This is a genomic window from Enterobacter cloacae complex sp. 402C9, assembly GCF_050030745.1.
In the GTDB taxonomy this organism is placed as follows: Bacteria; Pseudomonadota; Gammaproteobacteria; order Enterobacterales; family Enterobacteriaceae; genus Enterobacter; species Enterobacter intestinihominis.
Genome location: NZ_JBLGUW010000001.1, coordinates 2449590 through 2472802, shown reverse-complemented (window position 1 = coordinate 2472802; position 23213 = coordinate 2449590). Strand labels below are relative to the sequence as shown.

The 23213-nt window shown below is 52.3% G+C and carries 24 protein-coding genes and 3 pseudogenes; 14 read left to right on the top strand and 13 right to left on the bottom strand.

Going from position 1 to position 23213, the window contains the following annotated elements:
- Positions 1-213 precede the first annotated feature (213 nt).
- The 5 genes and pseudogenes from vgrG to dbpA all read left to right on the top strand — a co-directional run.
- Positions 214-1321: pseudogene (vgrG, locus tag ACQG1K_RS11805) on the top strand (type VI secretion system tip protein VgrG); the annotation flags it as partial.
- Positions 1314-2084, top strand: a pseudogene (locus ACQG1K_RS11800) (methyl-accepting chemotaxis protein); the annotation flags it as partial. The pseudogenes vgrG and ACQG1K_RS11800, both read left to right, overlap by 8 nt.
- Positions 2085-2174: 90 nt before the next feature.
- Positions 2175-3158 carry a zinc transporter ZntB gene (gene zntB, locus ACQG1K_RS11795; RefSeq protein ID WP_280004571.1) on the top strand — a complete coding sequence of 328 codons (984 nt, stop codon included), beginning with the start codon at positions 2175-2177 and terminating at the stop codon, positions 3156-3158.
- A 281-nt stretch (positions 3159-3439) separates the two neighbouring features.
- Complete coding sequence (locus ACQG1K_RS11790) at positions 3440-3586, top strand: hypothetical protein (protein WP_369702450.1); 147 nt, start codon at positions 3440-3442, stop codon at positions 3584-3586.
- Between the two features lie 57 nt (positions 3587-3643).
- On the top strand, positions 3644-5017 hold the full coding sequence (gene dbpA / locus ACQG1K_RS11785) for an ATP-dependent RNA helicase DbpA (protein ID WP_426720851.1): 1374 nt from the start codon (positions 3644-3646) through the stop codon (positions 5015-5017).
- A gap of 43 nt (positions 5018-5060) precedes the next feature.
- Here dbpA and ttcA read toward each other — a convergent pair whose 3' ends face one another.
- Both ttcA and ACQG1K_RS11775 read right to left on the bottom strand, forming a co-directional pair.
- Positions 5061-5996: a tRNA 2-thiocytidine(32) synthetase TtcA gene (gene ttcA / locus ACQG1K_RS11780; RefSeq protein ID WP_001186974.1), complete on the bottom strand. Its 936-nt coding sequence runs from the start codon at positions 5994-5996 to the stop codon at positions 5061-5063.
- Positions 5997-6044: 48 nt separating this feature from the next.
- A pseudogene (locus tag ACQG1K_RS11775) lies at positions 6045-6230 on the bottom strand (tyrosine-type recombinase/integrase); the annotation flags it as partial.
- An 81-nt stretch (positions 6231-6311) separates the two neighbouring features.
- Between ACQG1K_RS11775 and ACQG1K_RS11770 the strand changes: the two are divergent.
- The 3 genes from ACQG1K_RS11770 (at position 6312) to ACQG1K_RS11760 (ending at position 7271) form a co-directional block, all read left to right on the top strand.
- The gene (locus ACQG1K_RS11770) at positions 6312-6443 is read left to right on the top strand and encodes a hypothetical protein (protein ID WP_255248590.1); all 132 of its coding nucleotides are present in this window, start codon (positions 6312-6314) and stop codon (positions 6441-6443) included.
- Between the two features lie 204 nt (positions 6444-6647).
- Entirely contained in the window at positions 6648-6845 is a 198-nt protein-coding gene (locus tag ACQG1K_RS11765; RefSeq protein WP_022648260.1) for a hypothetical protein, read from the top strand.
- Between the two features lie 3 nt (positions 6846-6848).
- A complete protein-coding gene (locus ACQG1K_RS11760; RefSeq protein ID WP_023300213.1) occupies positions 6849-7271 on the top strand; it encodes a GFA family protein in 423 nt (140 codons plus the stop codon).
- Between the two features lie 33 nt (positions 7272-7304).
- Here the strand turns inward: ACQG1K_RS11760 and ompC are convergent, their stop codons facing one another.
- Both ompC and nifJ read right to left on the bottom strand, forming a co-directional pair.
- Positions 7305-8432, bottom strand: coding sequence for a porin OmpC (gene ompC, locus ACQG1K_RS11755; protein WP_022648258.1), 1128 nt, complete (start codon positions 8430-8432; stop codon positions 7305-7307).
- Between the two features lie 387 nt (positions 8433-8819).
- Positions 8820-12344 (bottom strand): pyruvate:ferredoxin (flavodoxin) oxidoreductase, encoded by a 3525-nt coding sequence (gene nifJ / locus ACQG1K_RS11750; RefSeq protein WP_155024810.1) that lies wholly within the window; start codon positions 12342-12344, stop codon positions 8820-8822.
- 271 nt (positions 12345-12615) lie between these two features.
- Between nifJ and ACQG1K_RS11745 the strand changes: the two genes are divergently transcribed.
- Complete coding sequence (locus ACQG1K_RS11745) at positions 12616-12882, top strand: putative hemolysin (protein ID WP_003856935.1); 267 nt, start codon at positions 12616-12618, stop codon at positions 12880-12882.
- Between the two features lies 1 nt (position 12883).
- On the opposite strand, the gene hslJ is transcribed toward ACQG1K_RS11745, so the two are convergent.
- The 6 genes from hslJ to ACQG1K_RS11715 form a co-directional block, all read right to left on the bottom strand.
- Positions 12884-13321: a heat shock protein HslJ gene (gene hslJ / locus ACQG1K_RS11740; RefSeq protein ID WP_023300211.1), complete on the bottom strand. Its 438-nt coding sequence runs from the start codon at positions 13319-13321 to the stop codon at positions 12884-12886.
- 124 nt (positions 13322-13445) lie between these two features.
- Positions 13446-13574 carry a DUF2474 domain-containing protein gene (locus tag ACQG1K_RS11735; protein ID WP_017693358.1) on the bottom strand — a complete coding sequence of 43 codons (129 nt, stop codon included), beginning with the start codon at positions 13572-13574 and terminating at the stop codon, positions 13446-13448.
- Positions 13574-14584 (bottom strand): cytochrome d ubiquinol oxidase subunit II, encoded by a 1011-nt coding sequence (cydB, locus tag ACQG1K_RS11730; RefSeq protein ID WP_367074439.1) that lies wholly within the window; start codon positions 14582-14584, stop codon positions 13574-13576. The genes ACQG1K_RS11735 and cydB overlap by 1 nt, the downstream gene beginning before the upstream one ends.
- A 5-nt stretch (positions 14585-14589) precedes the next feature.
- On the bottom strand, positions 14590-15984 hold the full coding sequence (locus ACQG1K_RS11725; RefSeq protein WP_426720852.1) for a cytochrome ubiquinol oxidase subunit I: 1395 nt from the start codon (positions 15982-15984) through the stop codon (positions 14590-14592).
- A 383-nt stretch (positions 15985-16367) separates the two neighbouring features.
- Positions 16368-16847 carry a DUF2778 domain-containing protein gene (locus ACQG1K_RS11720; protein ID WP_072053791.1) on the bottom strand — a complete coding sequence of 160 codons (480 nt, stop codon included), beginning with the start codon at positions 16845-16847 and terminating at the stop codon, positions 16368-16370.
- A complete protein-coding gene (locus ACQG1K_RS11715; RefSeq protein WP_367074443.1) occupies positions 16844-17326 on the bottom strand; it encodes an Hcp family type VI secretion system effector in 483 nt (160 codons plus the stop codon). The genes ACQG1K_RS11720 and ACQG1K_RS11715 overlap by 4 nt, the downstream gene beginning before the upstream one ends.
- A gap of 416 nt (positions 17327-17742) precedes the next feature.
- Here ACQG1K_RS11715 and ACQG1K_RS11710 point away from each other — a divergent pair, with 416 nt between their 5' ends.
- From ACQG1K_RS11710 to patD, 3 genes are all read left to right on the top strand, one after another.
- The gene (locus ACQG1K_RS11710) at positions 17743-17931 is read left to right on the top strand and encodes a hypothetical protein (RefSeq protein ID WP_017693360.1); all 189 of its coding nucleotides are present in this window, start codon (positions 17743-17745) and stop codon (positions 17929-17931) included.
- Between the two features lie 82 nt (positions 17932-18013).
- Positions 18014-19438, top strand: coding sequence for a PLP-dependent aminotransferase family protein (locus tag ACQG1K_RS11705; protein ID WP_058646533.1), 1425 nt, complete (start codon positions 18014-18016; stop codon positions 19436-19438).
- Between the two features lie 139 nt (positions 19439-19577).
- The gene (gene patD / locus ACQG1K_RS11700; RefSeq protein WP_426760324.1) at positions 19578-21002 is read left to right on the top strand and encodes an aminobutyraldehyde dehydrogenase; all 1425 of its coding nucleotides are present in this window, start codon (positions 19578-19580) and stop codon (positions 21000-21002) included.
- 35 nt (positions 21003-21037) lie between these two features.
- Here the strand turns inward: patD and ACQG1K_RS11695 are convergent, their stop codons facing one another.
- From ACQG1K_RS11695 to ACQG1K_RS11685, 3 genes are read right to left on the bottom strand one after another with little or no spacing between them, the layout of a single operon-like run.
- Complete coding sequence (locus ACQG1K_RS11695; protein ID WP_003856955.1) at positions 21038-21220, bottom strand: DUF1869 domain-containing protein; 183 nt, start codon at positions 21218-21220, stop codon at positions 21038-21040.
- A 3-nt stretch (positions 21221-21223) separates the two neighbouring features.
- Positions 21224-21577 carry a DUF1971 domain-containing protein gene (locus ACQG1K_RS11690; RefSeq protein WP_003856958.1) on the bottom strand — a complete coding sequence of 118 codons (354 nt, stop codon included), beginning with the start codon at positions 21575-21577 and terminating at the stop codon, positions 21224-21226.
- Between the two features lie 27 nt (positions 21578-21604).
- Positions 21605-21931: a DUF1971 domain-containing protein gene (locus tag ACQG1K_RS11685; protein ID WP_023306287.1), complete on the bottom strand. Its 327-nt coding sequence runs from the start codon at positions 21929-21931 to the stop codon at positions 21605-21607.
- Positions 21932-22174: 243 nt separating this feature from the next.
- Between ACQG1K_RS11685 and ACQG1K_RS11680 the strand changes: the two genes are divergently transcribed.
- On the top strand, positions 22175-22348 hold the full coding sequence (locus ACQG1K_RS11680; RefSeq protein ID WP_003856960.1) for a GhoT/OrtT family toxin: 174 nt from the start codon (positions 22175-22177) through the stop codon (positions 22346-22348).
- An 86-nt stretch (positions 22349-22434) separates the two neighbouring features.
- Positions 22435-23193, top strand: coding sequence for an alpha/beta fold hydrolase (locus ACQG1K_RS11675; protein WP_023306286.1), 759 nt, complete (start codon positions 22435-22437; stop codon positions 23191-23193).
- The last annotated feature ends 20 nt before the right edge of the window (positions 23194-23213 follow it).

Below are 23213 nucleotides of genomic sequence, written 5' to 3'. Positions count from 1 at the left end.
AAAACGAAAATATCATGGCGTAAGAAATATTTTTGGATATTATATAAAAGTAATGATATTTACTCCACTGTGGAAGATGTCTACAGTAAAGTACTGTGCTCATTAAATCATTAATAGTATAAATTCAGTCTCTATTAAATTGTTTATTGTTAATCTGTGTCGTAATTAACAGTAAATTACATTCGTTTAATTTGATCATTTGAAGGGATTCTAATGACTACAAACCCTGCTACGTTGTTATTCAACCATAACCATAACCTGCTCGTGGTGAAAGGCTGTGACTCCGCGCTCGACGTGCTGGCTTTTGAGGGCAATGAAGCCCTGAGCACGCCGTTCAGCTACCGTACTGAATTCACCAGCGCGGATCATGCCATCAGCAAAGAGATGATGCTGATGAAAGCGGCTTCCCTGACGCTTCAGGCCCCGGTAGACCAGGGTTACGGTATCAAAATACAGCAGCCGGTACGGGTGATTCAGGGCGTGGTGACCGGTTTTGAACGCCTCAGCACGTCAAAAGATGAAACCCGCTACGCCCTGACGCTTGAGCCGCGTCTGGCGCTGCTCGACCGCTCGCACCAGAACGCGATTTACCAGGACATGTCGGTTCCGCAAATCGTGGAAAAAAATCCTGCGCGAACGTCACGGCATGCGCGGTCAGGATTTTCTGTTCTCACTGTCAAAAGAGTACCCGCGTCGTGAACAGGTGATGCAGTACGCTGAGGACGACCTGCACTTCATCACCCGCCTGCTGGGCGAGGTTGGTATATGGTTCCGCTTCCTCATGGGGCGTCTTCGCGAGAAGCTTGACGACGACCTGCCTGAACTGACCGAAGGGCTGGTCAGTCTGCTGTGGCCGCATTACCTGCGCACCATTCCCTCGATGTCGGTGGTGGAGTTCACTCATGTCTGGCGTGAGATGAAAGAACCGATGCGTATTGCCAGAGGTTTCGAGGTCAATTCGCGGCCGATCGGTGAAAAAGGCACGCGTTGTCGCTACACCACAACTAAAGAGATAACCCTTCAGCCACTGGCGTTGGAGCATGCCCGCCTGTCGACTGATCCTGACGGGCGCTCTGTCATCAGCCTGCGCTTCAGTTGTAGCCATCTTGCTGACTGGAGCCGTGTCGATCTCAGCCAGATCCCGTTCTATTTCAATGCTGACGCACCGCTGGCCTGCGCTATGCATGAAGCTTTTACCATGAATACGGCGCGTCTGTGGCTGCGCATGCCAGGTGACGTAGACAGAAGGCTGATGGACGGGTATTTCACCGCACTGGGGTTTGGTGATGATGACAGGCTGTGGCCGAAGGGGGACAGATCAGCTTTCTTCACGCAGCGCGCAGCTTTCCGTTAAAACAGAACAGCAGTCAGCTTCGCTGGTGCAAACGGCAGCCAGCATGGAAGAGATGGCTGCAAGTACAAAAAATAATGCCGACAATACCCGTTTAGCCAGCGAACAGGCGAATATCGCGACGTTGCAGGCGCGTAAAGGCGGAGAGTTAATGGGGCAGGTCGCGAACAATATGCAATCAATTACCGACTGCGCCCAGCAAATGACAGAGATTATCTCGCTGATTGACGGTATCGCTTTCCAAACCAATATACTGGCGCTTAATGCTGCCGTTGAAGCGGCAAGAGCGGGCGACCATGGTAAAGGATTTTCAGTAGTCGCCGGTGAGGTCAGAAGCCTGGCGCATCGTAGCGCCGAAGCGGCAAAAAATATTAAGTCATTGATTGAAGTCACCAGCCATAACGTGACGCAGGGCGTTAACGTAGTCTCTGAAGCTGAAAAAAACATGCACGACATCGTTACCGGCTCGGGCAACGTGAGCCGATTGATGGATGAAATTTCCGCCTCAACATCGGAACAAGAAAAAGGGATTTCACAAATCACGCTGGCATTGTCAGAGCTGGAACGCGTAACACAGAGCAATGTGTCGATGGTTGAAGAACTGAACGGTTCGTCAGATGTGTTGCGCAATCAGGTGATTGAACTTCAGACACGAACACGTAATTTCCGTCTGAAGAACGAGTACCAGGCTGATAATGCGTTAATACGCCGCGAATGGGTGGTGAATTCCTGAGCATATTCAGGATGATGCCTCACATAATTATTGCTTAACCCTCGACGAAAGCTAGACTGACACCGAAAGAGATAAATCGGTGGAGGCGCTGTGGAGAGCATTAAAGGGTCTGAAGTTAACGTACCTGACGCGGTTTTTGCATGGGTACTTGATGGGCGCGGGGGCGCAAGGCCGCTTGAAGATCAGGATCACATCGACAACGAACACCCATGCTGGCTGCACCTCAACTACACGCACCCGGACAGCGCCGAGTGGCTCGCGTCCACGCCGCTATTGCCCAACAACGTTCGGGATGCGCTGGCGGGAGAAAGTCTCAGACCTCGCGTCAGCCGGATGGGTGAGGGGACGTTAATAACACTGCGTTGCATAAACGGCAGTACGGATGAGCGTCCGGATCAGCTGGTGGCAATGCGTGTCTACATGAATGAACGATTGATTGTTTCCACCCGTCAGCGAAAAGTGCTGGCGCTGGATGACGTCATTAACGATCTGAAAGAGGGCACGGGGCCTACGAATTGCGGAAGCTGGCTGGTGGATGTATGTGATGCGCTGACCGATCATGCCAGCGAGTTTATTGAAGAACTCCACGATAAAATCATCGATCTGGAAGACAACCTGCTCGATCAGCAAATTCCCCCACGTGGTTTTCTGGCGTTGTTGCGAAAACAGCTTATTGTTATGCGCCGCTATATGACCCCGCAGCGCGACGTCTATGCGAGACTGGCCAGCGAACGCATGATCTGGATGAATGACGATCAGCGTCGCAGAATGCAGGATATTGCTGACCGGCTGGGACGTGGTCTGGACGAAATTGATTCGTGTATCGCCAGAACGGCGGTCATGGCGGATGAGATAGCACAGGTAATGCAGGAGTCATTAGCCAGGAGAACCTATACCATGTCGCTGATGGCGATGGTTTTTTTGCCAAGTACGTTCTTAACCGGGTTGTTTGGCGTCAATCTTGGGGGGATCCCCGGCGGTGAATATCACTATGGCTTCACCACGTTTTGCGTCATGTTAGTGGTTTTGATTGGGGGTGTTGCATGGTGGTTGCATCGTAGTAAATGGCTGTAAATTTACGCATTTTCTAATGCTGCGACTGCTTCAAAACGACATTTTAATTGAGCGAAGTCAATAAACTTACACCATGTTAGGTGCAATATTACTCCCGCAGGTGAATGCAACGTCAAGCGATGGGCGTTGCGCTCCATATTGTCTTACTTCCTTTTTTTGAATTACTGCATAGCACAATTGATTCGTACGACGCCGACTTCATAGTCGGCTTTTTTTTGCCTCCTTTTTATCTGCGTCTACCCTTTAGGGGTAAGCACCCAAATCTGGAGGAAAAGATGAGTATGCTACTTGCCCTGCAACGCCTGAACACATGGCAGTCCGATCCGGTGCCCACCGATCCGACCCCAATTCCCGATCCCATCCCGCGTCCGCAGCCGATGCCGGATCCGCCACCGGACGAAGAACCGATTAAATTGTCGCATCGCTAGCGGAGATCTGCGAGGATACGCGCCATCTGACTGCAATCATTACCATGAGAGTATATTGTGACCGCTTTTTCCACGCTCAACGTTCTGCCTGAAGCCCAACTGACTAACCTGAATGAGTTGGGTTACCTCACTATGACCCCTGTCCAGGCCGCCGCGCTGCCAGCTATCCTTGAAGGCCGGGACGTGCGCGTGCAGGCGAAAACCGGTAGTGGAAAAACGGCTGCATTTGGACTCGGCCTGTTGCAGCATATTGATGCAACCCTGTTTCAGACCCAGTCCCTGATACTCTGCCCGACGCGCGAGCTGGCCGACCAGGTCGCGGGTGAGCTGCGTCGTCTGGCGCGTTTTTTGCCTAACACTAAAATTTTAACGCTCTGCGGCGGACAACCGTTCGGTGCGCAGCGCGATTCCCTTCAACACGCGCCGCATATCATTGTGGCAACGCCGGGCCGTCTGCTTGATCACCTGCAAAAAGGCACCGTTTCACTCGATGCACTGCAAACGCTGGTGATGGATGAAGCTGACCGCATGCTGGATATGGGCTTCAGCGATGCGATTGACGAAGTGATCCGCTTTGCGCCAGCCACGCGTCAGACGCTGCTTTTTTCTGCCACCTGGCCAGAGGCGATTGCGGCGATCAGCGGGCGCGTGCAGAAGAACCCGCTGACCATTGAAATCGATACTGTCGATGCATTGCCAGCGATTGAGCAGCAGTTCTTCGAGACGTCGCAGCAGGGCAAAATTCCACTGCTGCAAAAATTGCTTAGCCAACACCAGCCAGCGTCCTGCGTGGTGTTCTGTAATACCAAAAAAGATTGTCAGGCGGTGTGCGATGCCCTGAATGATGCCGGACAGAGCGCATTATCGCTGCATGGCGATCTGGAGCAGCGCGATCGCGATCAGACGCTGGTGCGTTTCGCTAACGGCAGCGCTCGCGTGCTGGTTGCAACGGATGTGGCGGCTCGTGGCCTGGATATTAAATCGCTTGAACTGGTGGTGAATTTCGAACTGGCATGGGATCCGGAAGTGCATGTCCACCGCATCGGGCGTACCGCGCGTGCGGGTAACAGCGGTCTCGCGATCAGCTTCTGCGCGCCTGAAGAGGCGCAGCGCGCTAATATTCTTGCGGAAATGCTGCAACTGAAACTCAACTGGGTGAATGCCCCCGGTAATATCTGCATCGCTCCGCTGGCGGCGGAAATGGCCACCCTGTGCATCGACGGCGGAAAAAAAGCCAAAATGCGACCCGGTGACGTTCTGGGGGCGTTAACAGGGGATATCGGTCTCGACGGGGCAGATATTGGCAAGATCACGGTCCATCCTGCACATGTCTATGTAGCGGTTCGCCAGTCGGTTGCGCATAAAGCCTGGAAACAGTTGCAGGGCGGGAAGATTAAAGGGAAAACCTGCCGCGTTCGGCTGCTGAAGTAAGGGAAAAAAGCGTCTCAGAAGCACTGTCTGAGACGCAGTCAGGTTATTTCACTTCCACCACGTTCAGGCGCAGTTCATCGAATTGCGCATCCTCTTCCTCTGGCTGCCAGCCAGCAGGCTGCATCGGGATCTCTTCGCGGTCAAACGCCAGATCCCCGCCGTTCACCACCTCTGAACCGTGGTTAATCCCTTTGAAATCGAACAGTTCAACATCGGCGAGGTGCGAAGGCACCACGTTCTGCATGGCGCTGAACATGGTTTCAATGCGACCCGGATAGCGTTTATCCCAGTCACGCAGCATGTCGCCAATGACCTGACGTTGCAGGTTCGGCTGTGAACCGCACAGATTGCACGGAATGATAGGGAAGGCTTTGGCCTGAGAGAAACGCTCAATGTCTTTCTCGCGACAGTAGGCGAGTGGGCGGATCACGATGTGTTTGCCGTCGTCACTCATCAGCTTCGGTGGCATTCCCTTCATTTTGCCGCCGTAAAACATATTCAGAAACAGTGTTTGAAGAATGTCGTCCCGGTGATGACCAAGCGCAATCTTAGTGGCGCCCAGTTCGGTTGCGGTGCGGTACAGAATGCCGCGACGCAAACGTGAGCAAAGCGAGCAGGTCGTTTTGCCCTCCGGGATCTTCTCTTTAACAATGCCGTAGGTATTCTCTTCTACGATTTTGTACTCAACGCCCAGGTTCTCAAGGTACTCCGGCAGGATATGCTCCGGGAATCCTGGCTGTTTCTGATCGAGGTTAACCGCGACCAGGGAAAAGTTCACCGGTGCGCTTTGCTGTAGATTGCGCAGGATCTCCAGCATGGTGTAGCTGTCTTTACCGCCCGACAGGCAGACCATGATGCGATCGCCTTCTTCAATCATGTTGAAGTCTGCAATGGCTTCGCCCACGTTACGGCGCAGTCGCTTTTGCAGTTTATTCAGGTTGTACTGTTCTTTCTTGTTAATCTCTTGATTTTGTTGCATCTATTCGTTACTCAGATCTCAAATGGGGCACAGGGTGAGAAAACGATTTCAAAGCGTCAGCTTCGTGTTCATCTCTTCTATCCATGTAGCATAGATTTCATACACCATCTGCGCATTTACGTGCCCCATCTGGTTAGCGATAAAAGACGGGTTTGCGGCTACCGGTAAAAACCAGCATGCGAAAGTGTGTCGTGTATGGTACGGATTGCAGCGCCGAATGCCAGCACGATTTACAAATGAGCCCCTCAAAGAAGTTTGGTTAAGACTAACGGGTTGTCTACACTTACAGCTTACGCAGTAAAAACGGAGGTGAAAATGTCTGACCGTCCCGTTAATGGTGACCATCCTGATTATAATCCCAGCCCGGATAACCCGGAAAAGGATGGAAGAAAACCGAAAGATGATCCTGGCTCAGCGCCTGAATCAGGCGATAAAGATCCAGAGTAATGACCAGCCGCCTTTACGAAGGCGGTTTTAAAACCCATTACGGCCTCGCTATGCGCAACGCTATTCACGATATTCCGATACCCGCTCAGAACCCCCTGTTTTGCCGGACGAGAAGGTGAGATAAAGCACCGATCTCATCCCCGCGTTCCAGCACGTTTTACAGTTCTCCTGCTACGCTTTTGAGGGGGACAAGGGAGCGCTTCTATGAAAAATAAAGACGAACAGACAGGATTAGTTGGGCTGGCGATTGGTGCCGCCGTTATCGGGCTGGTTTCAGCGCAGAAGATCATCAACCGTGAAAGTATTGTCGATGAGCTGGTGAGGCTCGGCAGGCAGAAGGGGGATGGTGTCGAAGATGAGGTCTTTTTAAAAGCGGCTGAGTTAGTGAGAAAAGGGGTATAAGCGATGGCTGAAATTCGTCATGCACAGTGTCATTGTGGGGCGGTGAAATTTACTGTTGAGCTGACGGACGGCCTGAATACCGCACGGCGATGTAGCTGCTCGTTTTGCAGGATGCGCGGGGCAGTAGTGGTTTCCGCGCCGTTGACGGGTATTAAGGTGACGCAGGGCGCGGACACGCTCACAGAGTACCGTTTCAACACCGGCACGGCGCGCCATTTCTTCTGCTCGGTTTGCGGTATTTACACGTTCCATCAACGACGTTCCAATCCCAATGAATATGGTGTGAATGTCGCCTGTCTGGAAAATGTTACGCCATTCGACTTCCCGGAAGTGGCGGTAATGGATGGGATAAATCACCCTATGGATGGCGACAGCGGGGTAATTGGCTATCTCTCTTTTCGCAAAGAACAGGCGAAACAGAGATAAAATTAGCCCGCAGATCGCTGCGGGCTAACGGGATTAGAACTGGTAAACCAGACCTAACGCTACGATGTCATCCGTACCGATGCCATTGTTTTTGTAGAATGAATCATCTTCATCCAGCAGGTTGATTTTATAATCAACATAGGTGGACATGTTTTTGTTGAAATAGTAGGTAGCACCGACGTCAGCGTATTTCACCAGGTCTTTATCGTCCTGACCATTGCCCAGATCTTTACCTTTGGACTGTAAATAGGAAACAGCCGGACGCAGGCCGAAGTCAAACTGATATTGTGCGGTCACTTCAAAGTTCTGGGTTTTATTTGCAACCGCATCTGCATTGTCGCCGTACGGCGTCATATTACGGGTTTCGGAATACATTGCAGCCAGGTAAATGTTGTTGGCATCGTATTTGAGGCCTGCGGTCCATGCATCCGCAGTATCACCTCCCGCAGTAGTGTAATTTACCTGATCGTTAGTACGGTCAGATGAAGCATATGCCGCGCCTGCGCTGAAGCCCATGCCGAAATCATAGGTTGCGGAGATACCGTAACCGTCACCATTTTCATGACGTGTATCACGACCGTTGTTGGTCCCTTCATTGGTAGAGCAGAAATTCTCATCGCAGTTATTACCTTCATTATTACCCTGATACTGCACCGCGAAGTTCAGACCCTGCACCAGACCAAAGAAGTCGGTGTTACGGTAGGTCGCCACGCCGTTTGCACGACCGGTCATAAAGTTATCGGCATAAGTATAAGAGTCGCCACCAAATTCTGGCAGCATATCGGTCCAGCCTTCTACGTCGTACAGGACGCCATAGTTACGGCCGTAATCGAAGGATCCGTAGTCGCCCACCTTCACACCCGCGAAGGCCAGACGCGTCCAGGACTGATTGTCAGAGCCTTCGGTGTTGTTTGCCTGAATGTTGTATTCCCACTGCGCGTAACCGGTCATCATGTCGTTGATTTGGGTTTCACCTTTGAAACCCAGACGCATATAGGTTTGGTCGCCATCTTTTGACGCATCGTCAGAGAAATAATGCAGACCATCTACTTTGCCATACAGATCCAGTTTATTGCCGTCTTTATTATAAATTTCAGCTGCGTGAGCGGCTCCAGCCATTAACAAAGCGGGGATCATCAGTGCCAGTACTTTTCTTTGCATTTTGATTATTCCTTTGCAGTTATTTTTTTATTGCTTAGTGAACTTTCCGGGCTGGAAAGCTGTCCCATGCTAAATCACACAGAGGGCTGATGAATAAAATATAATTGTTACGGGTTGAGTAAAATCTAAAGCAAATGATGCGTTTGAAATAACAATTGATGCCGTGAATTAATCGTTATAATCGATACAAAATAAAAATTATTAATTAAGTGGTAAAGCAGGTATTCTCCATGGCGTTATATGCCTTTAAGATTTTTTCATCCATAATTCACGTGAATATTGTTCAGAACATTGAGGCAATTTTCACCGAACTTCTGGATTAGCCCGGTGCACGTGCATCGGGCTTTTTTATGGCAAAAAAATGCCCGGACAAGCCGGGCATAATGGTTATTCGCTGGTTGATTTTTCTGCTTTCCCCGCCAGCTGAGCAAGGAAGTCATAACGCTTCTGAAGATCCGCTGCCGCGTCCCTCCATAGCTGCTCTGCTACTTCTGGTTGTTGAGCGTTCAGCCTGCGGAAACGCTGCTCCTGAAGTAAGGTTTCGGCAAGGGCGTCTGAAGGCGGACGGGAATCCAGCGCCAGCGGTAATTTTCCTTCATCGGCACGGCGCGGGTCAAAGCGGTACAGCGGCCAGAAGCCGGTTGCGGTAAGCTGACGCATCTGGTCGTGGCTAAGCGCCAGATCGTAGCCATGCTCCTCACACGGGCTATAGGCGATGATCAGCGACGGGCCAGGATACGCTTCCGCTTCCTGAATGGCTTTCACCGTCTGGTTAAGCTGCGCGCCCAGCGAAATCTGAGCGACGTAGACGTGTCCATACATCATCATGCTGACGCCCAAATCTTTACGCGCCTTACGTTTGCCATGCTCACCAAATTTCGTGACCGCACCCAGTGGCGTTGCTTTCGAGGCCTGTCCGCCGGTGTTGGAATAACACTGAGTATCAAGCACCAGAATGTTAACGTTTTCGGTGAGGCTCAGGACGTGATCAAGACCACCGAAACCAATATCGTAGGCCCATCCGTCGCCACCGATCAGCCAGATAGATTTTTCAACCAGCGCGTCAGCATCGGTCAGCAGTTGTTCAGCCCCTTCAACACCCTGAAGCGCGTGGCGCAGTTCAGCAACCTGTGCGCGACGAACGTCAGGCGTGGCCTCCGCATGCAGGGCGTCATTCAGCTCTGCCGGGATTTTATCGGCAAACTGTTCCAGCAGACGCATTACGCGGGCGCGGTGCTGATCGACCGTCAGGCGGAATCCCAGACCAAATTCTGCGTTATCCTCAAATAGCGAGTTTGCCCAAGCCGGGCCGCGGCCATACGCGTCGGTGGTATAAGGCGTGGACGGCAAGTTCCCCCCATAGATTGACGAGCAGCCTGTCGCGTTGGCAATCAGCATCCGGTCGCCGTAAAGCTGGGTAAGCAGTTTGATGTACGGCGTTTCACCGCATCCGGAACACGCCCCGGAGTACTCGAAGAGGGGGGTGATGAGCTGCGAGGTACGAATGTCAATGCGTTCCAGCTTGTTGCGATCGATTTCGGGCAGGTCGAGGAAGAAGTCATAATTCACTTTCTCTTCTTCAACATGTTCCAGACGCGACATCATATTAATGGCTTTGATTGAGGGATCCTGACGATCTTTCGCCGGGCACACCTCGACGCACAGGTTACAGCCGGTACAGTCCTCTGGTGCCACCTGAAGAACATATTTCTGGCCACGCATATCACGGGATTTTACATCCAGCGAGTGCAGACTTTCCGGTGCGTCCGCCATCGCTTCTGGCGACACCACTTTGGCGCGAATGGCCGAGTGCGGGCAGGCCGCCACGCAGTGGTTGCACTGGGTGCACAGCTCTTCTTTCCAGATAGGGATCGCTTCGGCAATGTTGCGTTTTTCCCAGCGGGTCGTGCCCATCGGCCAGGTGCCATCAGGCGGAAGCGCAGAGACGGGAAGAGTGTCGCCCAACCCGGCAAGCATCGCCGCCGTAACGGTTTTGACGAAATCCGGGGCAGCGTCAGACACCACTGGCGGCCGGTTCGGGCTGCTGGTATTGACCGGCTGCAACGGCACATCGAACAGCGACTCGCGGGCCAGCGCCAGCGCCTGCCAGTTGCGCTCAACCAGCTCCTGACCTTTGCTGCTGTAGCTTTTGGCTATCGCCCCCTGGAGCTCCATCAGCGCGCTGTCGCCCGGCAGAATATTGGTCAGGTGGAAGAACGCCATCTGCATAACCGTATTGATACGCGCGGCCAGGCCGCACTCGCGGGCGATCTTCGCGGCGTTAATGACATACAGGCGCGCCTGTTTCTGGTTTAGCACCGCCTGGACTTCCTGGGGCAGTCGTGCCCAGACCTCATCGGCGCTATACGGGGTGTTGATCAGGAAAATACCGCCGGGCTTCAGGCGCTCGGCCATCTGGTATTTATCGATAAACTGGAGCTGATGACAGCCAACAAAATCCGCCTGAGAAATCAGGTATGCCGAGCGGATTGGATGTTCGCTGACGCGCAGGTGCGAGACGGTCAACCCGCCCGCTTTTTTGGAATCGTAAACGAAATACCCTTGCGCATACCACGGCGTGGAGTTACCGATAATTTTGATGTTGTTCTTGGTCGCCGAGACGCTGCCGTCGCTGCCCAGACCGTAGAACAGCGCTTCCAGTTTGGCATTCGAGGGCAGGGTGTTTTCCGGCAAAGGGAGAGAAAGGTTAGTCACGTCATCATAAATGCCGACCGTAAAGCGCGGCTTCGGTTTTGCCTCGCGCAGTTCAGCAAATACGGCCAGGACGCACTCCGGCCCGAACTCTTTGGAAGACAAACCATAACGCCCGCCAATGACGCGCGGCAGCGTTTCGCGTTCACCGTGATTAAACGCCTCAGCCAGAGCGGTCATTACATCAAGGTAAAGGGGTTCAGCCTGCGCGCCAGGCTCTTTGGTGCGGTCAAGTACCGCCACGGCACGCGCGCTTCCCGGCAGGGCTGCGAGCAGATGTTTCGCAGAGAATGGACGGTAGAGGCGAACTTTTAGCACGCCAACTTTTTCACCACGCGTAAGCAGCTCATCGACCACCTCTTCGCAGGTGCCGATGGCGGAGCCCATCAGGACGATCACGCGCTCGGCTTGCGGATGACCGTAATATTCAAATGGCTTATATGCGCGACCCGTCGCAGCGGAAAAATCGTCCATCGCCTGTTCGACGTGCTCATATACCGCGTTGTACCACGGGTTTGTCGCCTCGCGGGACTGGAAATAGGTATCCGGGTTGGCAGAGGTACCCCGGATCACCGGATGTTCCGGATTGAGGGCCCGAGCGCGATGGGCATCAATGTCTGCCTGCGGCAGCAGGTTCAGTATGGTGTCATCCGGCAGCGGAACGATTTTATTGATCTCGTGGGACGTACGGAAACCATCGAAGAAATGAATAAATGGCACACGGCTTTTCAGCGTGGCGATATGCGAAATCAGCGCGAAATCCTGTGCTTCCTGCACGCTGCTGGCGCAGAGCATAGCGCAGCCGGTCTGACGCACGGCCATCACGTCTGAGTGGTCGCCAAAAATAGAGAGAGCGTGAGTGGCTACGGTGCGTGCGGCAACGTGCAACACAAACGGCGTTAATTGCCCTGCCAGCTTGTAAAGCGTGGGGATCATCAACAGCAGCCCCTGAGATGACGTGAACGAGGTCGACAGGGCACCGGTCTGCAACGCACCATGCACGGTGGCAATGGCCCCGGCTTCGGACTGCATCTCAACAACCCGCGGGACATCGCCCCAGACGTTTTTTATCCCATTACCAGCCCAGGCGTCAGCCTGTTCAGCCATCGTGGAGCTTGGGGTGATGGGGTAGATGGCGATAACTTCGCTGGTGCGAAACGCAACAGACGCGACTGCACCATTGCCGTCAATAGTTTGCATAGGACAACACCCTTACATTGCGCAAAAATGAAGGGCCTGTAAAACGATGACAGACCCTGAATATTATCTGTGTATTTTAGCAAAGCTCAGGTTTTACGATTTTCGCTTTTGTGTCCTTGGGATGCGCTGTATCAATGACTGGATGGCTATTCGCGATAAAAAATTGCGAGAAATTGTTACCAGAGCGCATAAATACGCACATCCACTCTCGACGATGCGGCGCGTGATGCCTATTATGCATAGGTTTCGCTTTAACTATGGGGAGGAAGGTATGCGTTCTGCATTTTGGGTCGGATGTGCCGCGTTACTGTTGTCGGCATGCAGCAATGAACCTGTACAGCAGGCGACAGCGGCACACGTTACGCCAGGTATGCGAGCGGCTATGTCCAGTTCAGGCCAGGCCAACTGCGCAATGATCGGAGGGTCACTCTCCGTTGCCCGTCAGCTCGACGGCTCCGCTATCGGCATGTGCGCGTTGCCAAACGGCAAACGCTGTAGTGAGCAGTCGCTTGCCGTAGGATCGTGCGGAAGTTACTGAGTTATTCAACTCGCTTAAACATTAAAGACTTATTGGCTGTCGCCAGCGTTAACTGGTCTTCGGTCAGGTCTACCTGAGCGCCTGTGCGTAGCATATCGGCGAGGGTCTGATCCAGTTCATTAAGCTGCGGCTCGGTGCAGAGTTTCCGCGTCATTGCCAGCGTTTTGACCGTCAACTCTCCTTCGGACAATTTTCCCTGGCCGTTGAAGCCGTTGCACATTGTGCCGGAGACGGCAATGTTGTTAATCAGGCTGATACTGGGCTGCGCGCTGAACCGAATTTCAGGCTGCGTTTTCAGGCCCTTAACCGCTTTGCCATCAACGTTTTCCAGCACGAAACGGTGATTCTCTAACTGATCGGTCTGAACGGAGGCTTTACCGGGATTAACGCATCCAGCCAGTGCGAGGCTGATTAAACTTACTGCCGCGAGCTTTTTCATTTTTCTTCTCAAACTATCAATGCTGTAAATATTTTTTCAGTGTAACCATACCCTCCAGGGTGTTAATGGGGTTTATCTGAAAGTGCGAGATAAGGACCGGGCGGCAACGCACCCGGTGAGTGTATTAGTGCGATTTAAATCCGGCTGCGGCCATCAGCATTTTAAAGAGCATACTTACGCAGGCCAGTGCCAGGACGCTGCCGCCCCAGATGATGGCAAGCCACATCAAACGTTTCCATACTGGTTGTTGCATCAGTGATAACCCTCCCCATGCTGTACTTTTCCGCGAAAAACGTAATAACTCCAGAAGGTGTAGACCAGAATCACAGGAATGATCAACAGTGCGCCCACCAGCATGAAGCCCTGGCTTTGGGCTGGCGCAGCGGCCTGCCAGAGGGTAATGTCCGGCGGGATGATATGCGGCCAGATGCTGATTCCAAGCCCGCTAAAGCCAAGAAAAACCAGCCCTAACGTCATGATAAACGGCAGAGTATGGCTCGCAGGATCGTTCAGGCAGCGCCACTGGCACAGACTCAGGATCGTAACCAGCGCAGGAACGGGCAGCAGATAAAACAGATTTGGCAGCGTAAACCAGCGCGCAGCAATGGCTGCTTGGGCGAGAGGGGTCCATATACTGATTACCGCAATGAATACCAGAAGCAGGAGCAGAAGCACTTTCGATACCTGACGCATCCGCTGTTGCAGGGCATTTTCACTTTTCATTACCAGCCACGTTGTTCCTAACAGTGCGTAAGCCACCACAAGACCCGCACCGCAGAAAAGATTGAACGCGGTAAACCAGTCAAACGGACCACCGCTGTAAGCGCGACCGGTGACGTTGAACCCATGGATGACCGCGCCGACGGTGATGCCCTGACTGAAGGTCGCCACAATTGACCCGCCAATAAAGGCCTTATCCCAGAACGGACGGTGCGCCGGAGTCGCTTTGAAGCGAAATTCGAAGGCGACGCCACGAAATATAAGCCCGATCAGCATTATTGTCAGTGGAATGGTTAGCGCGTCGATGATCACCGCATAGGCGAGAGGAAAGGCGCCAAACAGGGCCGCACCGCCAAGCACCAGCCAGGTTTCGTTGCCGTCCCAGACGGGAGCCACGCTGTTGACCATTACGTCGCGATCGTCCGCATTCGGCGTTACCGGAAACAGTATGCCTATCCCCAGATCAAAACCGTCCATCACGATATACATCAACGTGGCGAAAACGATAATCACGAACCAGATAATGGAAAGATCGATACCCATTACGGTTACTCCTTAAATTCAGTGGTGACGGCAGAAAGCGGACGAGCAGGGCGGCCATCGGATTCAGTCGCGAAGGATTCATAAGGCTGCGGCCCTTTTTTAATCAGACGCACCATATAGCTGTAACCCACGCCGAACACCGCGGTATAAACCACGAAGAAGGCCAGCAAGCTGATGCTCATGTGCAGATCGCCATGTGCGGAAACCGCATCCTTCGTACGCTGTAGCCCATAGACGACCCAGGGCTGGCGGCCGACCTCCGTTGTTACCCATCCGGCGAGGATCGCGATTAGCCCGGACGGCCCCATCAGCAGGGTAAACCACAGGAAGGAACGTGAGGTGTAGAGGCGCTGTTTGTAACGCAGCCAGACCGCCACCATGCCCAGGAAGAGCATCAACATCCCTAAACCGGCCATGATGCGGAAAGACCAAAAGACAATGGTGGCGTTCGGGCGATCGTCTTTTGGGAACTCCTTCAATGCCGGAACTTGTTTATCGAAACTGTGGGTCAGGATAAGGCTGCCGACAGCGGGAATTTCAAGGCTAAAACGGGTCCGTTCCTGCTCCATATCCGGCCAGCCAAACAGCAGCAACGGAGTAGGCTCACCCGGGGGATTCTCCCAGTGGCCTTCAATGGCGGCTATTTTCGCGGGCTGGTGTTTTAAGGTATTAAACCCGTGTATATCACCCACCAGTGCCTGAACAGGGGCTACGATCAACGTCATCCACAACGCCATGGAGAGCATGGTGCGAATGGCAGGCGTGTTGTTTCCGCGCAGCAAATGCCAGGCCGCGGAGGCTCCGACAAACAGCGCGCTGCTGAGAACTGCCGCAATCGACATGTGCAGCAGGCGGTAAGGGAAGGAGGGGTTAAACACCACGGCAAACCAGTCCACCGGAACGACCTGACCGTTGATGATTTCATACCCTTGCGGTGTCTGCATCCAGCTGTTTGACGAGAGGATCCAGAACGTAGACATGAGGGTCCCCAGTGCCACCATGCAGGTCGAAAAGAAGTGCAGCCCCGGCCCGACCTTATTCCAGCCAAACAACATTACCCCGAGGAACCCCGCCTCAAGGAAGAACGCGGTGAGCACTTCATAGGTCAGCAGAGGGCCGGTAATGCTGCCCGCAAACTGCGAAAACCCGCTCCAGTTGGTGCCAAACTGATAAGCCATCACCAGGCCGGAGACCACGCCCATCCCAAAGTTGACGGCGAAGATCTTCGACCAGAAATGGTACAGCGAACGCCAGACGGGGTTTTTTGTTTTCAGCCACAGCCCTTCCAGCACGGCGAGATAGCTCGCCAGGCCAATGGTTATCGCCGGAAAAATAATATGAAAGGATACGGTAAAGGCGAACTGTATTCGCGCAAGATGAAACGCATCGAAACCAAACATGCAAAACTCCGCAGTGCAAAAAATTCGATGCCATTCTAAGCTTTGCCAGGTCTGGGTTGCAGAGACAGACCGATGTTATTTATCTATAACAGTTTTCTTGACGGTCTATGTGAAACTTGTATCGGGCGGTAATATTACCGCCCATGTTAACGCTCACTTTCGTAACGCCCAAAGGTAGATCAATACGGCGTTAAGCAGAAAGGAAAAAATAAAAAGTAATAATGTGTAGCTTTCACTCCATTCAAGTTCAGTTACAAATCCAAAATGTCTGGTGTAGAGGTGATAAAGTAAAACATCCGGCATGATGTAGCATACCAGCGAATAAATAATGAAAAGCATCAATGTTTCGACCACCCACGTAAGGGCATGTTTTCTTGCATTCATCAATATACCTGTATGGTGCCAAGTGCATTTAATCCAGCAGCGACTTTTATTGTGCCGGACGCCAGTAGTCCATGCATTAATATTCTGAAGTGAGCATGGTTTGGTAATGTGATGCATCCATTACTAATACCGGACTGTCCCGCGGGGTGTAGACGAAAAGATCCTCGCTCAACTCTGTTGATAAAGGTTGTATCGTCAATGTGATTATCATGACGATAAAGAGCAAACCAAAAATCACGGTTCGATCCGCTTTCAAACTCTTTGATAACATCATGCCAGTGGGTAGCTAACCCACCTCGAGGACGTGTAACGATATAATAGAGTCCGGGTGGTAATGGCCCTACCTCAGGCGTTGAAACGGCATCAGGATTGTTTCTGTTGTGACCTGAGTTTCCTGAATATGCGGGGAAAAAACCCAGGCCAGGACAGCTCAGCGTTGAAAGTTGTCCCCCGTTTAAATGAAAAGTACATCGAATCATCTGTCTTTCCATTCATCAGAGAAGAGAATATTCCCGTCGCAATGCTTCCAGGTAATCTTTTCGTAGCGAAGTGCGATACTTTCGAGATGGTTATGTTTTTCAGTCGCGGGATTTTTTATATCATGCATGAGTGGGCAGATAGAGACAACTTTCACGTTCTCCAGTAGCATGTTGAAGTATTCGACCTCCTGGCCTGCATTATTGATATGATACCACTTAAACTCAGCGCTTTTTAAGGTTTGTCCTTTTGCTACTGCTTTGTACAAATAGGGGCTTGAGCTGTCGAACTCTTTTTCAAAATTAAGTGGGCTATGAATACGGGTACCTGTGATCTTACCGGTCATGTTGTCGGTAGGGAGATACAGGCCGTGCCCAAAACTCAAAATTTCGCTACTTCCCTCACGATTTACAACGTCGACAGAGCCCTTAATATTCGCGCCACCGTCATCTTTTAGCCAGAGGTATGCTGGAATTGCCATCCTATAGTTCCTTTTTCTGAGTGAATCTGAAAAGTTAATACCTCTGTTGAACCAACCAGGTAGGCATAAAATGCCATATAAAACAATTATATTTCAATGTGTTATATGTTGGTGCTTCGAAATCGGTTTCTTGAATAATCAATGAAGCTGTAGACAATATTGAATAAAAAATTTCTTTTTATGATTTTTACGCATTAAACAGCTTGCTTTGTCGCCAGCAACATGCGTTAATGGATTTCTGGTTTTGAATCCAAATAAATATCTGACGTAGTTTTATAAAGCAGTTCTCATCACGTTGTGCCTCTCCGCAGCCTCTCTTGGGTCTTTATCTACATTCCGATTAGTTTTGTATCGAACCAACTTTTGCCTGATCGGCTCATGAGTAATTTACGTTTTTACGTTTACAGGAGAATCCTATGACTTCTTATATCCATTTCCGCTGCCCATGCTGTCATGGCTCGCAGTACCGCACCTCAGCTTTTGATGTGTCTGACAAAAATCCGTTCGGCGCAAAATGCATTTTCTGCAAATCGTCGATGATCACGCTCGACCACCTGGCCGCAGCGCGTTCTGCTCAGAATCACATTACTGAGTACCGCAAGTAATCTACCGCGTTTCCCATAACAGTTAGCAAATTCTTCTCTTTTTCTCCTGCTGATATACACTGTCAGCAATAAGGAGAATCTTATGAAAAAATACCAGCGTCTGGCGCAACAAATTATCTCGCAGATTGAGCTTGGCGTATGGTTGCCGGGCGATAAGCTGCCTTCTCTGCGAGAGCAGGTGGCAAGCAGCGGCATGAGTTTCATGACCGTGGGCCACGCGTATCAGATGCTGGAAAGTCAGGGGCGCATTGTTGCCAGACCGCAGTCAGGCTATTACGTTGCCGCCCGTCCGACCACACACCAGCCAGCACCGCCCGCGCAGGTGATGCGCGATGAAGTAGTTGACATCAACACCTATATCTTCGACGTGCTACAGGCCAGCCGCGACCCCTCCGTTGTCCCTTTTGCCTCGGCATTTCCCGATCCGCGCCTATTCCCGCTTCAGCAACTCAACCGCTCGCTGGCTAATGTCAGTAAAACGGCCACGGCCATGAGCGTGATTGAAAACCTGCCGCCGGGTAACGTCGACTTACGTCATGCCATTGCCCGTCGCTACGCTCAGCAGGGGATGAATATCTCCCCGGATGAAATTGTGATCACCGCGGGCGCGCTCGAAGCACTCAACCTTAGTTTGCAGGCTGTCACTGAACCAGGTGACTGGGTTATCGTTGAAAACCCCTGTTTTTATGGCGCACTCCAGGCACTTGAACGTCTGAAACTGAAAGCGCTGTCGGTTGCTACTGACGTGCGTGAGGGCATCGATCTCAGTGCCCTTGAGCAGGCGTTAAATGATTATCCGGTGAAAGCCTGCTGGCTGATGACCAACAGTCAGAACCCGCTCGGCTTCACGCTGAGTGCAGAGAAGAAAGCTCAGCTGGTGGCCTTATTAACCCGGCATAACGTCACGCTGATTGAAGACGATGTTTACAGCGAACTCTACTTTGGCCGCGAAAAGCCGCTTCCGGCAAAGGCCTGGGATAAGCAGGATATGACGTTGCACTGCTCCTCATTCTCTAAGTGTCTGGTGGCCGGTTTCCGTATTGGCTGGGTGGCGGCGGGAAAACATGCGCGCCGTATTCAGCAGTTACAGCTGATGAGTACGTTATCCACCAGCTCCCCCATGCAGCTGGCGCTGGTGGATTACCTGGCGACCAAACGTTACGACGCCCACCTTCGTCGCCTGCGGCGCACGCTTGCTGAACGCAAACAGCAGGCCTGGCAATCGCTTTTGCGCCATATGCCTGCTGGCGTCAAAATCCATCATAACGACAGCGGCTACTTTTTATGGCTGGAACTGCCTGAAGAGCTGGATGCGGGGCAGTTGAGTGAAAAGGCATTAACTCATCAAATCAGCATTGCGCCCGGCAAAATGTTTTCCACCTCCAATATCTGGACACCGTTTTTCCGTTTCAATACCTCATGGGGATGGGGCGAGCGGGAGGAGCAGGCGGTCGTCCAACTGGCGGCGTTAATTCGCGAAATGATGCTGCCCCCAGTCACACCTTGATGAAAATTCCTGAAGCGACATGATGCGCGGTCTACCTTTAGTAAGGGAGTGCGGATTGGTGACGTGACGTTGTCACGCATCGACCCGCCAGAACGTGTGCTGACAGCGAAAACTATGTCGATTTCAACAGGACGATGCTATGCAAAATCAACTGCTGATTAATGGTGAACTGGTGACCGGCGAGGGTGAGAAGCAGGCGGTTTACAATCCTGCCACGGGTGAAGTATTGCTGGAGATTGCTGAAGCGTCGGCAGCACAGGTGGACGCTGCCGTCCAGGCTGCCGATCGCGCGTTCACTGAGTGGGGGCAAACGACGCCCAAAACGCGCGCCGAATGTCTGTTGAAACTGGCTGATGTGATAGAAGCCAACGCTGACGCGTTTGCACAACTGGAGTCCCTCAATTGCGGGAAACCGCTGCACTGTGTCCAGGGAGATGAGATCCCGGCCGTGGTCGATGTGTTTCGCTTCTTTGCCGGGGCCGCCCGCTGCCTGAATGGGCTGGCTGCCGGAGAATACCTCGAAGGACATACCTCGATGATCCGCCGCGACCCGGTTGGCGTTGTCGCCTCTATCGCGCCCTGGAACTATCCTCTGATGATGGCGGCGTGGAAGCTGGCGCCCGCGCTGGCGGCGGGAAACTGCGTCGTCATCAAGCCATCTGAAATCACCCCGTTGACGGCGCTGAAGCTGGCGGAACTGGCGAAAGATATCTTCCCGCCAGGCGTGCTCAACGTGCTTTTTGGTCGCGGCAAAACCGTAGGAGATCCGCTGACCGGGCACGAAAAAGTCCGTATGGTTTCTCTCACCGGCTCTATTGCTACCGGAGAACATATTATCGGGCATACCGCATCTTCAGTTAAACGTACCCATATGGAATTGGGCGGAAAAGCGCCGGTCATTGTCTTTGACGATGCAGATTTGGATGCCGTGGTTGAAGGCGTGCGTACGTTTGGTTTCTACAATGCTGGTCAGGATTGTACCGCAGCCTGTCGTATCTATGCCCAGAAGGGGATTTACCCCGCGCTGGTCGAAAAGCTGGGCGCAGCTGTTGCCAGCCTGAAAATGGGCGCGCCGGACGATACATCAACGGAGCTGGGCCCGCTCAGCTCCGCCGCGCATCTTTCCCGCGTTTGCGCTGCCGTGGATGAAGCCAAAGCCCTTGGACATATCCGCGTCGTCACCGGTGGCAGTAAAAGAGAGGGGGCAGGATATTACTTCCAGCCAACGCTACTGGCCGGGGCGAAGCAGGAAGATGCGATCGTCCAGCGCGAAGTGTTTGGCCCGGTGGTCAGCGTGACGGAATTTGAGGATGAAGCGCAGGTGCTGAGCTGGGCTAACGATTCGCAATACGGCCTGGCCTCGTCCGTCTGGACAAAAGACGTCGGACGCGTCCATCGACTCAGCGCACGGTTGCAGTATGGCTGCACCTGGGTCAATACCCATTTTATGCTGGTGAGCGAAATGCCGCACGGCGGAATGAAATTATCCGGTTACGGCAAAGATATGTCGGTCTACGGACTTGAGGATTACACGGTAGTCCGACATGTGATGATCAAACACTAAACCCTCAAGCCCGGCGCAGTGCCGGGCGATTCAGCTTACCAGCCACATACCTCGTGTTCATTTTCCGTATCGTAGGCGCGAACGGTGTTCACCAGATCCTTCACGACATCTGCCGCGACGTCCGGGATCAACAGCTCCATTGGCGCTTCTGTTTCATAATCCACTGACACGCCATTGCTGTTGTTGGTGACGGTCACGGTATAGGTAGCCTTACCCATTATTTACTCCTTATGCGTGTTGACCACTTTACCGATGCCCGCACCGCTGAGCGTGACGGCAGGATCCGCGAAAAAGTCGATATTAAAATAGGTGTCGTCGGTCAGAAGCTCAATGCGGTGCCATTTTTGCGGTGGGGAGATGCCAAAAGAACCGGCCTCAATAACCACTTCCAGATCGGGCTCGGTGGCGTCGCCATCGGCAAAGCCAAAGTAACGCACCGCACCCTGCATGACGGATAGCCGACCGTACACGCCGGCTTTGGTGTTGTGATGGGTAAAAAGCGCTTTTGGGGCGGTCTCTTTATTCCAGAACGGCGTCGAGCGGGTATGAACAAAGTTTTCAGGAATACGTAACATCATAGTTTCCTTCATGTTGGCGGGTGCTTAAAGGGATTTAAGCACCTCAGGTTCAACAAAGAATTCAATATTGAACAGGGTGTCGTCGGTCATCACCTCAATGTGGTGCCATCTCTCTGGCGGGAAAACGCCGAAACGACCCGCTTCAATGACGAGCTCGCTGTCAGGCTCAGGTATAAATTCATCAGCATAGCCCAGATAACGCACTGCGCCACGCATCACCGACAGGCGAGGGTAAACGCCCGGACGCGTGCCCGTATCAAGGTGACGTTTAAAAATGCCAGCTGGGGCCGTTTCTTTGTTCCAGAAAGGCGTGGAACGGGTGTGAATGCAACTCTGCGGAATGCGTAGCATGTTTCCTCCCTTAAAAGCCTGCTGTTATTAAACTGCTTTCTGAGGGGATGGATTTATCAAAAAGTGCATTCAATATGCATCTTATCAATAATAACCGTTTTGCTTTACCCGGCGTTGTTACACAAGGTACTCAGTTGTTATTATCCTTAGTATTTAAGTGGTTATGATGTAACGAAAAAACTTGATCTGTGTCAACATATGACGCATATTGCGTGCGGTTATTTTTCGGCTCAGGTAAACAGAATGACGTTGTATCAAAAGATGTTGGTGTTCTACGCAATCATGGCCTCCATCTGCGCATTAATCACCTGGTTCCTGTCTAAAGATCGTAAACGTATTCGCCTGTTGAGCGCATTCCTGGTGGGTTCCACCTGGCCGATGAGCTTTCCTGTTGCCCTGTTGATCTCTCTTTTCTGAAGCACGCTTCCAGAATCGGCATCCAGCCATAGCATTCCATACATTGAGGCTGTATAAATATACAGTCCGTTATACATGGAGTGCTTATGAACAGTTTCTATTCGCAGCAAGCAGGCTGCACTGTGCGCTGGCAGGATCTTCCCGGTTTCGGTGACCCGGTTGTGTTTATCCACGGGTTGGGCTGTGCATCATCGTATGAATATCCTCGTATTGTCTGTGATACCCGTTTCGGGGGGCGCAGAGCCATTCTGATCGATCTCCCCGGTAGCGGTTACAGTGACAAACCTGACAACTACCGTTATCGCACAAGTGAACAGGCGCAGGTGGTGGTTGAACTGTTAGACCATCTCGGCCTGGATAGTCTTTGGCTCTATGGCCATAGCATGGGGGGGAGTATCGCGATCGAAACGGCAACGCTGCTAAAGTCACGCGTTAAAGGCCTGATAGTGTCTGAACCCAATTTTCATGCGGGTGGCGGGATGTTCAGCCGGGCAATTGCGGCCCAAACGGAACAACATTTTCTGGAACAGGGCTATGATGACATGCTGCGGGCGGAAACGACGGCGTGGTCTGGAAGCCTTCAAAGCAATGCCCCCTGGGCCGTCTGGCGCGGCGCAACGAGCCTGGTCAAGGGCGTTAAACCCGACTGGGAACACCTGTTTTTGTCATTGAGCTGCCCGGTCATGTTAGTTTTTGGTGAGTGGTCCCTGCCTGATGAAGATTTTAATCGCCTGCAACAAAAAGGCGTTGCTGTAAAAATTATCCCTGATGCGGGCCATTCAATGTCCTGGGAAAACCCGTCAGCGTTGGCTCAGGCTTTGTCTGGCTTCATAAACGGATCATGAAGGGGTAGCCCGCATTGCTG

Excerpts from the sequence above, each read along its gene's own strand:
- ACQG1K_RS11715 (WP_367074443.1), bottom strand. The coding sequence starts at position 17,326 with ATGGCAATTCCAGCATACCTCTGGCTAAAAGATGACGGTGGCGCGAAT.
- cydB (WP_367074439.1), bottom strand. The coding sequence starts at position 14,584 with ATGGGTATCGATCTTTCCATTATCTGGTTCGTGATTATCGTTTTCGCC.
- ACQG1K_RS11705 (WP_058646533.1), top strand. The coding sequence starts at position 18,014 with ATGAAAAAATACCAGCGTCTGGCGCAACAAATTATCTCGCAGATTGAG.
- ACQG1K_RS11725 (WP_426720852.1), bottom strand. The coding sequence starts at position 15,984 with ATGTTTGGTTTCGATGCGTTTCATCTTGCGCGAATACAGTTCGCCTTT.
- ACQG1K_RS11685 (WP_023306287.1), bottom strand. The coding sequence starts at position 21,931 with ATGCTACGCATTCCGCAGAGTTGCATTCACACCCGTTCCACGCCTTTC.
- ACQG1K_RS11760 (WP_023300213.1), top strand. The coding sequence starts at position 6,849 with ATGGCTGAAATTCGTCATGCACAGTGTCATTGTGGGGCGGTGAAATTT.
- ACQG1K_RS11735 (WP_017693358.1), bottom strand. The coding sequence starts at position 13,574 with ATGCAACAACCAGTATGGAAACGTTTGATGTGGCTTGCCATCATCTGG.
- ACQG1K_RS11675 (WP_023306286.1), top strand. The coding sequence starts at position 22,435 with ATGAACAGTTTCTATTCGCAGCAAGCAGGCTGCACTGTGCGCTGGCAG.
- ttcA (WP_001186974.1), bottom strand. The coding sequence starts at position 5,996 with ATGCAACAAAATCAAGAGATTAACAAGAAAGAACAGTACAACCTGAAT.
- ACQG1K_RS11695 (WP_003856955.1), bottom strand. The coding sequence starts at position 21,220 with ATGGGTAAGGCTACCTATACCGTGACCGTCACCAACAACAGCAATGGC.
- ACQG1K_RS11710 (WP_017693360.1), top strand. The coding sequence starts at position 17,743 with ATGACTTCTTATATCCATTTCCGCTGCCCATGCTGTCATGGCTCGCAG.
- ACQG1K_RS11790 (WP_369702450.1), top strand. The coding sequence starts at position 3,440 with ATGCTACTTGCCCTGCAACGCCTGAACACATGGCAGTCCGATCCGGTG.
- patD (WP_426760324.1), top strand. The coding sequence starts at position 19,578 with ATGCAAAATCAACTGCTGATTAATGGTGAACTGGTGACCGGCGAGGGT.
- ACQG1K_RS11720 (WP_072053791.1), bottom strand. The coding sequence starts at position 16,847 with ATGATTCGATGTACTTTTCATTTAAACGGGGGACAACTTTCAACGCTG.
- ompC (WP_022648258.1), bottom strand. The coding sequence starts at position 8,432 with ATGCAAAGAAAAGTACTGGCACTGATGATCCCCGCTTTGTTAATGGCT.
- ACQG1K_RS11765 (WP_022648260.1), top strand. The coding sequence starts at position 6,648 with ATGAAAAATAAAGACGAACAGACAGGATTAGTTGGGCTGGCGATTGGT.
- ACQG1K_RS11680 (WP_003856960.1), top strand. The coding sequence starts at position 22,175 with ATGACGTTGTATCAAAAGATGTTGGTGTTCTACGCAATCATGGCCTCC.
- ACQG1K_RS11770 (WP_255248590.1), top strand. The coding sequence starts at position 6,312 with ATGTCTGACCGTCCCGTTAATGGTGACCATCCTGATTATAATCCCAGC.
- ACQG1K_RS11690 (WP_003856958.1), bottom strand. The coding sequence starts at position 21,577 with ATGTTACGTATTCCTGAAAACTTTGTTCATACCCGCTCGACGCCGTTC.
- nifJ (WP_155024810.1), bottom strand. The coding sequence starts at position 12,344 with ATGCAAACTATTGACGGCAATGGTGCAGTCGCGTCTGTTGCGTTTCGC.
- hslJ (WP_023300211.1), bottom strand. The coding sequence starts at position 13,321 with ATGAAAAAGCTCGCGGCAGTAAGTTTAATCAGCCTCGCACTGGCTGGA.
- ACQG1K_RS11745 (WP_003856935.1), top strand. The coding sequence starts at position 12,616 with ATGCGTTCTGCATTTTGGGTCGGATGTGCCGCGTTACTGTTGTCGGCA.